This window comes from Comamonas sp. 7D-2, from assembly GCF_022749555.1.
In the GTDB taxonomy this organism is placed as follows: Bacteria; Pseudomonadota; Gammaproteobacteria; order Burkholderiales; family Burkholderiaceae_C; genus Comamonas; species Comamonas thiooxydans.
This window is the reverse complement of sequence record NZ_CP094238.1, coordinates 4,147,578-4,161,250: the sequence shown is the minus strand read 5'-3', so window position 1 is coordinate 4,161,250 and position 13,673 is coordinate 4,147,578. Positions and strand designations below refer to the sequence as shown.

The 13,673-nt window shown below is 60.0% G+C and carries 10 protein-coding genes; all 10 read left to right on the top strand.

Annotated features, from left to right (window positions below; genetic code table 11):
* Positions 1 to 153: 153 nt before the first annotated feature.
* The 10 genes from MPZ60_RS19055 (at position 154) to MPZ60_RS19010 (ending at position 13,558) form a co-directional block, all read left to right on the top strand.
* Positions 154 to 633 (top strand): sigma-70 family RNA polymerase sigma factor, encoded by a 480-nt coding sequence (locus MPZ60_RS19055; RefSeq protein WP_034353742.1) that lies wholly within the window; start codon positions 154 to 156, stop codon positions 631 to 633.
* A gap of 1 nt (position 634) precedes the next feature.
* Entirely contained in the window at positions 635 to 1,588 is a 954-nt protein-coding gene (locus tag MPZ60_RS19050; RefSeq protein WP_034353660.1) for a FecR domain-containing protein, read from the top strand.
* Between the two features lie 266 nt (positions 1,589 to 1,854).
* Positions 1,855 to 4,272: a TonB-dependent receptor gene (locus tag MPZ60_RS19045; protein ID WP_242607031.1), complete on the top strand. Its 2,418-nt coding sequence runs from the start codon at positions 1,855 to 1,857 to the stop codon at positions 4,270 to 4,272.
* A gap of 390 nt (positions 4,273 to 4,662) precedes the next feature.
* Positions 4,663 to 5,301, top strand: coding sequence for a Crp/Fnr family transcriptional regulator (locus MPZ60_RS19040; protein ID WP_034353656.1), 639 nt, complete (start codon positions 4,663 to 4,665; stop codon positions 5,299 to 5,301).
* Between the two features lie 248 nt (positions 5,302 to 5,549).
* Positions 5,550 to 7,625: a diguanylate cyclase domain-containing protein gene (locus tag MPZ60_RS19035; RefSeq protein ID WP_034353652.1), complete on the top strand. Its 2,076-nt coding sequence runs from the start codon at positions 5,550 to 5,552 to the stop codon at positions 7,623 to 7,625.
* A 155-nt stretch (positions 7,626 to 7,780) separates the two neighbouring features.
* Complete coding sequence (locus MPZ60_RS19030) at positions 7,781 to 8,713, top strand: LysR family transcriptional regulator (protein WP_003067150.1); 933 nt, start codon at positions 7,781 to 7,783, stop codon at positions 8,711 to 8,713.
* A 76-nt stretch (positions 8,714 to 8,789) separates the two neighbouring features.
* A complete protein-coding gene (locus tag MPZ60_RS19025; protein ID WP_034353649.1) occupies positions 8,790 to 10,349 on the top strand; it encodes an ABC transporter ATP-binding protein in 1,560 nt (519 codons plus the stop codon).
* The gene (locus MPZ60_RS19020; RefSeq protein ID WP_034353645.1) at positions 10,342 to 11,436 is read left to right on the top strand and encodes an ABC transporter permease; all 1,095 of its coding nucleotides are present in this window, start codon (positions 10,342 to 10,344) and stop codon (positions 11,434 to 11,436) included. The genes MPZ60_RS19025 and MPZ60_RS19020 overlap by 8 nt, the downstream gene beginning before the upstream one ends.
* Before the next feature lie 3 nt (positions 11,437 to 11,439).
* Positions 11,440 to 12,360, top strand: coding sequence for an ABC transporter permease (locus tag MPZ60_RS19015; RefSeq protein WP_003073332.1), 921 nt, complete (start codon positions 11,440 to 11,442; stop codon positions 12,358 to 12,360).
* Positions 12,361 to 12,412: 52 nt separating this feature from the next.
* Entirely contained in the window at positions 12,413 to 13,558 is a 1,146-nt protein-coding gene (locus tag MPZ60_RS19010) for a BMP family ABC transporter substrate-binding protein (RefSeq protein ID WP_003073334.1), read from the top strand.
* Positions 13,559 to 13,673 lie beyond the last annotated feature (115 nt).

Below are 13,673 nucleotides of genomic sequence, written 5' to 3'. Positions count from 1 at the left end.
TTGGCCGGACCGGGTCTGGCTTGGCGGAGGGCTGTGGGGCTTTTGCATAGGTGAGAATGGGTATCATTTATGTAAAATCGTTGCATTTCCAATGCACGAGAGACTTCGGTGCCTACCCACGCCAACAGCATCGCCAGTGAAGCACTTGGCAGCATGTACACACTGCACAACCGCTGGCTGATCTCCTGGCTGCAGCGCAAGCTTGGTAATCGTTGTGATGCGGCAGACATTGCGCAGGACACATTCACGCGCATTTGGACAACTGCCAGAACGCAAGCAATCGAAGACATCAGAGAGCCCAGGGCTTATCTGACAATCGTCGCCAGGCGATTGATGATCAATCACCTGGAACGCCGCTCGCTCGAACAGGCATATCTTGCCTCCTTGCAGCTATTGCCTGAAGCCACCGCGCTCTCCGCAGAGGCCCGAGCCATCTTGCTGGAGACCCTGGAGGAGCTGGATGCATTGCTGGGAGAGCTTCCAACGAAAGTTCGCACCGCATTCCTGCTTTCGCAGCTCGAAGGGCTTGCTTATGAGGAGATCGCCACGCAGATGCAAGTAAGCGTGCGTACGGTCACCCGCTATATGGCGCAAGGCTTCCGACAATGCCTGCGCGTGATGCTGGACGCCTGAAATGAGTGCAATCGATGCAAGCATTCTCGATGAGGCCGCTCAATGGCTGGCTCGTCGGCATGCATCGGATTTCAGCGAGGCAGAGCAGGCCGAGCTTGCTCGATGGCGCAGCCTCAGTGCAACCCACGAGGAAGTCTGGCAACGCATAGAGCAACTGAAATTCCGAATGGATAGTGTTCCCTCGGCAGTCGGCATGGCCGTTCTGGATCGTCCACGTGCGGCGGGAAATCGCCGGCAGATTCTGCGTGCATCGGCACTCGCTCTGGCAACTCCAATGCTTGGCTGGTTCTCCTACCGCTATCTGCCATGGCACATCTGGAATGCAGACTTCAGAACAGCAACAGGCGAAAGACGCGAACTGACATTGGCTGACAACAGTCAGGTGCTGTTGAATACGGCTTCCGCAATAAGCGTTCAGTTCGATGGCAAAGAACGTCTGATCCAGCATCTTGCTGGTGAGATTCTGGTGGAAACCGCACACCTGAGCGAACACAAGACCTTGCCCTTTGTTGTCCAGACTGCCGATGGGCGGCTGCAGGCACTGGGCACCAAATTCATCGTTCGAAAGCATGCACGGAGCACGACGCTGTCGGTGCTGCAAGGCGCGGTGCAGGTAATGCCTGCGCATTCCAGGCAATCGCTTGTCGTGCAGGCTGGCGAGCAAGTGAACTTCGATGCTCACAAGGTGGGGGCCTTCACCTCGCTGCCATCCCACGCCGATGCCTGGACTCGGGGTGTGCTGTATGCCGAGAATATGCGCTTGGCTGACTTCCTGGAGGAGTTGCAGCGCTATCGCGAAGGAATCCTGCGCTGCGATTCAAGTGCTGCTGAGCTGCTTGTGTCCGGCACATTCCATTTGCGCGACACAGATCGTATTCTCGAGCTGCTGGCTCGGACCCTGCCAATCCATAGGCAGCAACGCACCCGTTACTGGATAAGTATCACGCGTTCCTGAAGTTTCCCGGGATCAGGTTCTCGCATGCTGCCCTCGGAAATTCAGGTCGCAGCAATGACTCTTTTAAATCGCTGTCCTGTTTTTCAATCTCGCCTGTCAAGTGCATCAAGACCCGTTTATTGACAGCCAAGAGGATTGAGCAGATGCCCGAAAATTACGTCCGAAAACCCAACAGGAACGCCAATGCGATGCGACTGCGCCCAGTCGCAACGGCAGTCAGAGGAATTTTTGTTGCCATCGTCGGCGCAGCCGCTATCGGTTTGCACATGCCAGAGGCTTTTGCTGCAGATCCGGTTACCAGTCCTGCGCAGAAGTCCTATCAGGTGGCCGCTGGCCCAATTGGCCCCGCGCTGATGGACTTTGCAGCTCAGGCGGGCATCAATCTCAGCATGGATCTGAGCAAGCTCAAGGACAAGCGTACTCCTGGCCTGTCTGGTTTCCACACCGTCGATAGCGGTTTTGCACATTTGCTGGAAAGTTCGGGGCTGAGTGCACGTCGTCTAAGTGAAGGCAACTATGCACTGGAAGTCCCGGGGACCACCAAGGCATCCATCGAACAAAAGAGCAGTGCTTCCGTGCCCGCCAATGGCCAAGGCTCTCCGGAGCTTGCTGCCGTTACGGTGACGGCCCGTACCCAGAATAATCTCGTTGCGCCGTCTAGGCAGGTCAGTATTCTCGAAGCTGAAGAAGTTCAGCAACTTCGGCAAGGCTCCGACAGTCTGGCAACCATGCTCAGCAAAGTCGTCCCAGGGATGGCCGATTCCAGCCACACAATCACCGACTATGGGCAGACTCTGCGCGGCCGGAACATGCTGATCCTTGTGGACGGGGTTCCACTGAACACCAATCGCGACTCATCCAGAAACCTCGCCAACATCAATCCTGCAGACATCGAACAGATCGAGGTGCTTCGCGGCAGCAGTGCCATCTACGGCAGCGGCGCAGCAGGCGGCATCATCTCTGTGCGTACCAAACGCCCCTCGGGTGAGACCAAAGCAGAGACCATCGTGACGGGATCTGCACCGCTGTCCAAACTCAGAGGCGCCGGGCTTGGAGCCGAAGTCCAGCACTATCTTTCTGGCGGCGGCGATGTGGTCGACTATTCCGTCAGCCTGGGCGCAAAGCATGTCGGAGGCTCATTCGACGCCAAGGGGCGCCGCATTGCACCAGAGCCCAGCCAGGGAGACTTGTTCGACTCCAATATCTACAACGTGTCGGCCAAGATCGGCTTCAAGCTGGACGCAAATCAACGGTTTCAATTCTCCGCGAGCCACTACAACGCCAGCCAGGACACTGACTATGCATCCGATCCGTCAGTGGCCCGCTTGCCCGCAGGTACGGCAGCCGCCAGGCCTATCAAGGGCTTGGTACTTGCAGATCAAAACCAGATCAAGAACACCATGCTGGGTCTTGACTATGAGAACCGCGATCTCGCAGGCAGCGCCGTGGCGGCTCAACTCTATTACCGGGATTTTTATACGCGCTTTGCGCCCTTCGATGCACGAGCCGTTCCTGTGCGAGGCGCCAACGTCGATCAGTCCTTGCAGAACTCCGATGTGTTCGGTGGTCGCCTGACCATCAAAACACCTCTCGGACAAGAGAAGAACACTTTGCTGATCTGGGGGGCGGACTTCAATCACGAGCGCACCGACATGCCGATCGATATCTTTGATCCCAAGGCCTATGACGCCAGTGGAGGTCTGGTGTTCAACAAGATTGGCCGCCTGATCTATATGCCTCAGGTCACGACCCGAAGCATTGGCGCTTTTGCCCAGCTGCAACACAAATTCAACGATCAGTGGTCTGTGGAAGGCGGAGCGCGCTACGACCGAGCTCAGGCCAGCTTCAACGACTTTACCCCTTTGTCGCAATCGAAATTGCCCAGTCCCCAGTCCGTCTCTGGCGGTACCGTTAAATATGGCTCATGGTCTTACAACCTGGGCACGGTTTTTGCGCCTATCAAGGGGCACGAGTTCTATACGTCCTACAGCCAGGGCTTTGAGCTACCGGATATCGGGGTCGTGGTACGTAATGCCACAGCGGGCTTCAACATCGGCAACTCCAACCTGCAGGCCGTCAAAACAGATACCGTGGAAGTCGGTTGGCGCGGCAAGTTTTCCAACGTCATTGCCAACCTGGGAGCCTTTCAATCGAGCTCCGACCTCGGTGCCGTGCAGAGCTTCAACAACGGACTCACGCTGCTGCGAACCAAAGAAAAAATCAGGGGGATCGAAGGCGGCCTCGATTACTTCAGCGATGATGACCGCTGGAGCAGCGGTGGGAGCTTTACCTGGATGAAAGGTCGTGAACTTCCGCAGGGCTCAAGCCTTTATCAGGGCATGACGGGCTATCGTATTCCGCCCCTCAAACTGACTGCCTATGTGGAATATCGTCCCAATGCCAGCTGGAGCCACCGCATCCAGGCAAGCGCATATGCCTCCAAGGATTACCGCCTGGATGGCAAGACCAGCTTTGGGCGCCACGACACCAGGGGCTACACCACAGTGGACTTGATCAGCCAATGGAAAATCGACTCCAAGAACCGCGTATCGCTCGGTGTGGAAAACTTGCTCAACCGCAACTACTTCCCGCTATACAGCCAGCTGCTTCGCAATAACAACAACACCAGCCGCCTCCCTGCAGCGGGCACTGTGTTGCGAGTCAGCTATGCACACACTTGGTAGGTGCGCGTCATACAAGCCGGTCGAAGGTTGGCGGTGATTTGCGCGCCTGATCTGCTTGAGCTGTCTTGACGTAGGGGCACTTCGGCGACTGCTTGCCGTTTTTGTCAGTGTTCCCTGAGAGTCTGCTGCCTTAGCTGGCTTCCTGTGTCCGGTAAGGAATGACAGCTATCGGCAATCCATGGTCGACGGGCAAAAAGATGCAGTGATATGAGGCGCCTGGACGAGTCTGTTTCCGGGGCTGATTTGTGTTTACGAAGTTGTCGATCTGGAATATCGACTTGTCAGGTCCAAAGGGGCGCAGTTTCGACTACGGCCCTTTTTGCTGCTCGGCCCGGCTTGTTGACTTGGCTCAATATGAGCCGGGGCAAAGCCCGGCACAGTGTGGCGCATATGTTCACCATGCCCTCCATGTCGCAAATCGCTTCCACGTTTGGGCAGCCTGAGAGCTTTGCTCCAGGCTCTTGGCTCAGGCAACGTCGCCAACCCCTCGATTCGGTGCTGTATCTGGAAAGCGGCAGCGTGATGCTCGGGGTCGGGCAGGATTCGGCCATGCGCCATCAACTGGGGCAGGTGGAAGGGCCGACCTGGCTGGATGCCGCTTTTGCGCTGCAAGAGCGTCCTTCCTGCCTCGATATGCAGGCGCAGACGGCCGGGCGCATCTACATCATTCCTCTGGCGCGCTTTCTAAGCTCTGTGGCGGAGCTTGCACCCGCCGTGCAGCACTTGCTCAAAGATCTGGCCAGGGCCTATTGCTCGCAGACCGAGCTGGCGGTCAGCCGCCTGGCTCAGGACGCCGAAGCTCGCTGCGCCCAGTGGCTGCTGAACCATGCGAGCCCGGGAGGAAATGACAATGCCCTGCATGTCACCCTCAAGGCACGTAAACGCCTGATTGCAGCGCAACTGGGTATTGCGCCGGAAACATTCTCGCGCGTGCTCCGACAGTTGCGAGAGCATGGGCTGATTGCCGGGCGAGGCAATGTCATTGAATTGCCCAAGCCCGGCGCACTGGAGGTGCTGGCGCTGGGGTAAATACCGGGCCGGGTTGCAGGCCATGCAGCGCTTGGCTTCTGCTCTGAGCAGGAGCTTGCGGCGTAGCATTTGTCGACAATCTCCGGGGTTTCCTCTCGTTGGGTTGCAGACATCGGCTCTCTATATTGAGGCCCATGTCAGATGCTGTCTTCTCCCTGCAAGCAGAGCCGCCATGGGTTGCGCCGTCGCAGCCAGAGGAGGTTGCTGCCGCGCCACAGTCTGGGCGGATACGCAGAGGCCCAGGCCCCATGCTGCGCAGCATGGTGCTTGTTGCCATGATTGCAGTGCTGCTGGCTGGAGCTGGCGCTGCGGGCTGGGTGGCTTATTCACTGCGCCGGGCGGTCATGGACGGAGCGCTGCCGGCGCAGACCAAGGCGTTGGAATACGCGGCTCGTTCGCTGGCCTTCAGAGTCGAGCAGCAGCAAAAGCCCCTGCATAGTCTGTCCTCTGTGCTGGCGGGCCATATGCATGATTCTCCGGAGTCACTGCAGGCCATGCTCAAGCAGCCCACATCCATGGCACAGCAGTATGAGCAACTTCAACTGGCTGATGGAAAAGGGCAGTTGCTGGTCAATCTGCATCAGGAGCAGGCGCTGGCCGCAGAACAGCTTGAAGAGCCGCTGCGTGAAGTGCTCAAGCGTTCGTTGGCTGAGGGCAAGCCGATCACCCAAGCCTGGGTGCGTGCCAGTGATGCGGGCCTGCAGCTGGAGTTTCAGAATGTCGTGCCGGTGCGTGATCTGCAAGGCAAGTTGCAAGGCGTTCTTGGCGGCAGCTACCGGACGCCTTTGTCGGTGTTGTTTTCGCTGGAGGTTGCCTCTGCCGAAGCGGGTAGCCAGTTGCTGCTGATCGACCGTGATCTGCGTCCGCTGGCTCTCAGCAGCAAAGGGCAGTGGCAATTGCCCCCTGCCTTGCGAGATGCTGCGCTACCTCGCGGGCTGGATCAAGCCTGGCTCAAGACGGCACAGACCGGTGCGGTCAGTGAACAGAGAAACAACCAGCTCTGGAGCGCCATGCCGCTGCCTTGGGCGCAATGGACTCTGCTGAAGGTCAGCAACGTTCAGGAATGGGTGCCGGGAGTCTCGGTCAAGATGATGGGCTGGCTGGCCACGGCCCTGCTGTTACTGGCTGGACTGCTTGGAGCGGTGCTTTGCCTGATCGCCTATCCGCTGACGGCCTTGTTCCGCTCGGCAGAGCAGGCTTCTCGACGCGGGCTGATGTTGGAAGTGGACTTGGGCAGCCGGGGGGACAACTGGTGGCATGGCCTGTCCGATCATGATTGGGGAGAGGCCCAGACCCTGCGCACTGCCTTGCAGGCCCTGGGCGGTGGATATGAGGCGCATGGCGAGCTGGAGCGTGATTTGCAAATGCAGTTGCAGACCTTGATGGACTATGCCCCCGTAGGTTTGATCGTGACGCATGGCTCGAAAGTGCAGCGTGTGGGCATGCAGGCAGCCAGAGTACTTGGCTATCAGCCTCAGGAAATGCAGGGCCTGGCTGTGCGTGATCTGTGTGCCAGCGATGCCGACTATGAGGATCTGATGGGGCGGGTCCGGCGGGCTCTGGATACTTACGGACAATTTGATAGCGAAGTCTGCTTGGTACGCAAGGATTCAAGGCCGATATGGGTGCGAATTCACGGTCAGAGCATGCAGCGCATGCACAGGGCCTGGGAGCAGTCGGGCAAGGCGCTGGATGGTCAATACCTGGTCTGGGAGCTGGAGGATGTGACCACGCAGCGGCAGTTGCGCGAGCAATCGAGCTGGAAAGCCATGCACGATCCCTTGACCCGTCTGCCCAACCGAACGGCGTTTGCTCTGCGGCTCAAGGAATGGCTGCGCGAATATACGACTCCAGACTATCTGGAGAGCCTGGGCGGCGCGAATGTGATCGCCCGTTCGCAGAGCGAGCCCAAGGCGCATGGCATCGTGCTGTATGTGGACCTGGACCACTTCTCCCAGGTCAATCGCCAGGGCGGGCGTGAAGTGGGTGACGAGGTGCTCGGCCATATCGCCCGATTGATCGAATCAACGGTACGTCCTCATGGCTGGGTGGCCAGGGTGGGGGGCGATGAATTTGCCATTCTTATGGCCGGAATCAGCCGGGAAGAGGGAATGCGCCATGCGCAGCTGCTGTGCATGGCCATCCAGGACTGGGAGGGCTCCTACCAGGGGCAGCGCTATATGCTGAGTGCCAGCATCGGCATGCTGTTGCTGGATGCCAGCTACCACACGGCGGCCAGCGCCTTCAAGGGGGCCGATATGGCCTGCTACGCCGCCAAGCGCAAAGGGCGCAACCGTGTGGAAGTGATGACGGCTGCGGTCTGAGCCGGATTGCGCATGCTGAATTCAAGGCAGATATGACAGCCTAGAGGGCAATCCCTTGGCTGCTCAAAGGGGCTGACTGAGTTACGCTCTGCGGCTGCTTTGTATACAAAATGGATGAGGCTGGCCGTGCCAAAGCGCCCGGATGGCCGTGACCTATGCGTGACCAGACCTTGTTCGACAAGATAGATTTGCACCTGATCAGGGTGCTGCACACGGTGCTGACGGAGCGCAGCGTTTCCAGGGCAGCGCTGCGATTGGGCATGCACCAGCCGGCGGTGTCTGCAGCACTGAGGCGTCTGCGCGAGCTCGCTGGCGACCCTTTGCTGGTGCGCTCCGGGGCACAGATGCAGCCTACCGATGTGGGGCTGCGCATGGTGCAACCCTCGGCAGACATTCTGCGTGCGGCCGAGGGGCTGTTCAGCGATGCGCGGCAGTTTGACCCGCGCACCTCGACTCGTACCTTCCGCATTGCGGCCAGCGACTATCTGGATCCCCAGTTCCTGCCGCGGCTGATGTCGGCCATGAAGGCACAGGCCCCGCATTGCCCGGTGGACTTTCTGCCGCTGAGCGCCGAGGCGCATTACGAGGGGCAACTGGCCGATGGCGAGATCGACGTCGTCATCGGAAACTGGCCGCAGCCACCGGAAGGCCTGCACATGGCCAAGCTGTTCGAGGACGAGGTGGTCTGTCTGGTCAGTCCCAAGCATCCGGCAGTGCGCAGGGGCTGGGATGTACAGCAATGGCTGCAGGCCGAGCACATTGCGCCAACCCCGGCCTATCCCGGTGCCCTGGGCGTGATAGACGAACAGCTGGCAGGCATGGGCTTGAGCCGCCAGGTGGTGGCACGCTGCGCGCATTTCAGTCTGATTCCCGACATGGTGGCATCAAGCTTGCTTGTCATGACCTCGGGCAGATTGTTCTGTGAGCGTTTCAGCGAACGTCTGTCCCTGGCCATACTGCCTTGCCCCGTGGAATTCCCTCCGTTGGTCTATTACCAGCTCTGGCATGCGCGTTCGCATGCCGGAGCCGCCACACGCTGGCTGCGAGAGGTGGTTCGCAACGTTGCACTAACGCTGCGAAATCAATAGCTTGTATCGTATTCCTGTTCAGCGCATAGAGCCTGTTTGAGTCAATTTGTTATTTGAATTGAGAGACAATCCAGCGATGAATCCCCCCCCGACACATTCCCCATCTGCGAGTGCGCCTGCGCGTTTGCAGCTGGAGGGTATTACCAAGCGGTACCCGGCTGTGGTTGCAAACAGCAAGGTATCGCTGAAAGTTAAGCCCGGCGAGATCCACGCCATCCTGGGCGAAAACGGCGCTGGCAAGTCCACGCTGATGAAGATCATCTACGGTGCGGTCAAGCCTGATGAGGGTGCCATCCTGGTCGACGGCAAGCCGGTGCAGATCCGCAATCCGCAGGAAGCCCGGGCACTGGGCATTGCCATGGTGTTCCAGCATTTCAGCCTGTTCGACACGCTGACCGTGGCCGAGAACGTCTGGCTGGGCCTGGACAAGAGCATTTCACTGGCCAAGGTGATCGAGAACATTCAGGCCACGGCCCGCGACTACGGGCTGGAGGTGGACCCGCATCGTCCCGTACACACGCTTTCCGTCGGCGAAATGCAGCGCGTGGAAATCATCCGGGCCCTGCTGACCAATCCCCGCGTGCTGATTCTGGACGAGCCCACCTCGGTGCTCACGCCACAGGCCGTGGAGATGCTGTTTGTGGTGCTGCGCCGCCTGGCCGCGGAAGGTTGCTCCATCCTCTATATCAGCCACAAGCTGCATGAAATCCGCTCGCTGTGCACGGCTTGCACGGTGCTGCGCGGCGGTGTGGTGACGGGAGAGTGCAACCCGGCCAACGAGACCAATGCTTCCTTGTCACGCATGATGATCGGCTCGGAGCCGCCGGAGCTGGAACACCGCAGTGCGAATACCGGCGATACCGTGCTGCGTGTGCAGGGCCTGTCGCTCAGAAGCCAGGATCCTTTTGGTGTCGATCTGCAGAGCATTGCGCTGCAGGTGCGTGCGGGCGAAGTCGTCGGTATTGCAGGCGTTTCCGGCAACGGCCAGAAAGAGCTGATGTATGCGCTGTCCGGCGAGGACACACGTTCCGAGGCAGAGGCCGTGCAGTTGCTGGGCAAGGGCGTGGGACGCATGGGGCCGAGTCGGCGCCGTGGCATGGGCCTGCATTTCGTGCCCGAAGAGCGTCTGGGGCGCGGAGCCGTGCCCAGCATGGGCCTGGCCCACAACCTGTTGCTGACGCGCAAGACTGCGGTGGGCAAGGGCGGCTGGATTCGCATGGCGGCTCTGCAGGCGCAGGCGCGGGACATCATCGGTCGCTTCAACGTCAAGGCCGGGGGCCCGAATTCGGCCGCGCAGTCGCTGTCGGGCGGCAATCTGCAGAAGTTCATCGTGGGTCGTGAAATTGATGCCAAACCACGTCTGCTCATCATCTCTCAACCCACCTGGGGGGTGGATGTGGGGGCTGCGGCACAGATTCGGGGCGAGATTCTCAAGCTGCGCGACCAGGGTTGCGCCGTGCTGGTGGTCAGTGAGGAGTTGGACGAGTTGTTTGAGATTTGTGACCGCCTGCATGTGGTGGCCAAGGGCCGCCTGAGTCCTTCGGTGGATAGAGCGGCTGCCACGGTGCAGCAGATTGGTGAATGGATGAGCGGCCTGTGGGATGCGGCAGTCGTGCAGGGAGGTGCCCATGCTTAAGCTGGAACAACGCCCCCAGGCATCGAAGTTCTGGACCTATGGCTCGCCGATTCTGGCGTTGCTGATCACCGTGCTGGTAGGGGTCTGCCTGTTTGCCCTGCTGGGCAAGGATCCGGTCAAGGGCTTGCAGGCCTTTTTCTGGGAACCCATCAAATCGGGCTATGCCCTGGGCGAGCTGGCCGTGAAGGCCACGCCTTTGCTGCTGATCGCGCTGGGGCTGGCCGTATGCTTTCGCTCCAATGTCTGGAATATCGGTGCCGAAGGACAGTTTGTCATCGGGGCGGTGGCTGCGGGCGGCATTGCCTTGCTGGCCGACAAGACCACCGGTCCCTGGATCGTGCCGGCCATCCTGATCGCCGGCATGCTGGGCGGCATGCTCTGGGCGGGCATTGTGGCCTTGCTGCGTGACCGCTTCAACGCCAACGAGATTCTGGTCAGCCTGATGCTGGTCTATGTGGCCACGCTGGTATTGGGCTATCTGGTCTACGGTCCCTGGAAGGACCCCATGGGCTACAACTTCCCGCAGACCAAGAGCTTTGAGCGCGTCACGCAGATTCCTCGGCTGGTGCAGGGCATGCGCATGAATATCGGCGTCATCATCTCGCTGGTGGGAGCCGGTCTGTTGTGGGCATTTCTGTTTCGCACGCGTGCAGGTTTTGCCCTGCAGGTCGGCGGCCTGGCGCCGTCGGCGGCACGCTATGCCGGTTTTTCCTCGCGCAAGGCGCTGTGGACGGCGCTGCTGATTTCCGGCGCCACCGCCGGTCTGGCGGGGGCACTGGAAGTCGCTGGCCCTCTGGGTCAGCTCACGCCCTATGTGCCCGCCGGCTACGGCTTTGCGGCCATCATCGTGGCCTTTGTGGGGCGCCTGCATCCTGTGGGCATGATTTTCTCGGCCATTCTCATGAGCATGTTTTATATCGGTGGCGAGCTGGCGCAGTCGCGTCTGGGCCTGCCCAAGGCGCTGACCGGCGTCTTCCAGGGACTGCTGCTGTTCGCGCTGCTGGCCTGCGACACGCTGGTGGCCTATCGCATCCGCTGGGTGGCAAAAAAAGCCGGCAGCGCCATTTCTGCAGTGAAGGGAGCCTGATCCATGGAATCCTATGCACTGCTGCTGGGCTCCACCCTCAGCGCCGGCACTGTTCTGGCGCTGGCGGCCCTGGGCCTGCTGATCAATGAAAAATCGGGCATCGTCAATCTCGGTGCCGAAGGCATGATGCTCTGCGCTGCCATTGCCGGTTTTGCCGCTACCGTGCACACCGGCAATACCTGGATGGGCTTTGGCGCGGGCATGCTGGCAGGGGCCTTGCTGGCCGCCATCTTCGGGGGACTGGTGATCTGGTTCAACACCAACCAGTACGCAACCGGTCTTGCGCTGTCGCTGTTCGGCGCGGGCTTCTCGGCTTTCGTGGGCCTGGGCTATGTGCAGGCCAAGCTGCCAGAGCTGCCCAAGTACTCCATCCCAGGCCTGGCAGATCTGCCGCTCGTGGGCCCGGCCTTGTTCACGTTGCACCCGCTGGTCTACGGCGCCATCGTGCTGGCCGCCCTGATGGTCTGGTTTCTGTACCGCACGCGTGCGGGTCTTGTGTTGCGTTCGGTCGGTGAGTCGCCCTCGTCGGCCCATGCCCTGGGCTACCCCGTGCGCCGCATCCGTCTGATGGCCGTGATGTTTGGCGGTGCCATGTGCGGTCTGGCGGGGGCCTTCATCTCCGTGGTCTACACGCCGCTGTGGGTGGAGAACATGGTGTCGGGTCGAGGCTGGATTGCTCTGGCGCTGACGACTTTCGCGACCTGGCGACCGGCCCGCGTCCTGCTGGGCGCCTATCTGTTTGGCGGCGTGACCATGTTGCAGTTCCATCTGCAGGCCACGGGGGTCCAGGTGCCCAGCCAGATTCTGTCCATGCTGCCATATCTGGCCACCATCGTGGTGCTGGTACTGATCTCGCGTAATCCGACCTGGATTCGAGCCAATATGCCGGCCTCCCTGGGAAAACCCTTCTACCCTGGAGCGTGATGCCCAAATGTGGTGCAATCCGCTTTTCAAAAATAACGAGAGGACAACTTCGATGACAACTCTGGGCAAACGCGCTCTGATCAAGATGATCGGCCTGTCGGCTGTTTCCATGGCTGTGCTGACCGCTTGCGGCAAGAAGGAAGAAGCACCAGCGGCTCCTGCCGCCGCACCTGCGGCTGCTCCTGCTGCCGACAAGCTCAAGATCGGCTTCATGTATGTGAGCCCCATCGGCGACGGCGGCTGGACCTACCAGCACGAGCTGGGCCGCAAGGCCATCCAGGAGAAGTTCGGCGACAAGATCGAGACCTCTATGGTCGAGAGCGTGCCAGAGTCTGCCGACGCCGAGCGCGTGATGCGCGACATGATCGGTCAGGGCAACAAGCTGGTCTTCGCCACCAGCTTCGGCTATCAGGACTTTGTGCAGAAAGTCGCCGCCGACGTCAAGGATGTGAAGTTCGAGCACGCCACCGGCTACAAGACGGCCGACAACGCAGCCGTGTACGACACCAAGACCTTTGAAGGTGCTTATCTGGCCGGTATCGTGGCGGGTGCCATGACCAAGACCAAGACCGTGGGCGTGGTGGCTTCGGTGCCAATCCCCGAAGTGGTGCGCAACATCAACAGCTTTGTGCTGGGCGCCCAGAGCATCGACCCCTCCATCAAGGCCAAGGTGGTCTGGGTGAACGAGTGGTTTGCTCCTCCCAAGGAATCCGAAGCCGCCAACAGCCTGATCAACGGCGGCGTGGACGTGATGTACCAGAACACCAATTCTCCCGCCGTGCTGAAGACGGCCGAGGAGCGCGGTGCCCGTGCCTTCGGCAAGGACGGCGACATGAGCGGCTTCGCGCCCAAGGCTCATCTGGGCTCGGCCGTGATCGACTGGACTCCTTACTACAGCAAGGTGGTGGAAGACACGCTGGCAGGCAAGTGGCAGACCGGCAACTTCTGGTGGGGTGTGAAGGAAGGCGCCATCGACCTGAAGAAGATCGCTGACGACGTGCCCCAGGAAATCAAGGACAAGGTTGAGAAGGCTCGCGCCGGCCTGAAGGACGGCTCCTTCGCCGTCTGGACAGGTCCCATCAAGGACAACACCGGCAAGGAATTGCTGGAAGCCGGCAAGGTTGCCGATGATGCCTGGCTGCGCAGCATCAACTTCTATGTGAACGGTATCGAGGGCAAGGTGCCCGGTGCCAAATAAGCACTGTTTGCGGGGCGCCTGAGCAGCGTCCGATCAAAGGCCCCCTGGGGGCCTTTCTTTTTGCGCTGTCGTTTTCAGGATACCTATCTGCAATTTGGCGCAGTTTATGCATATA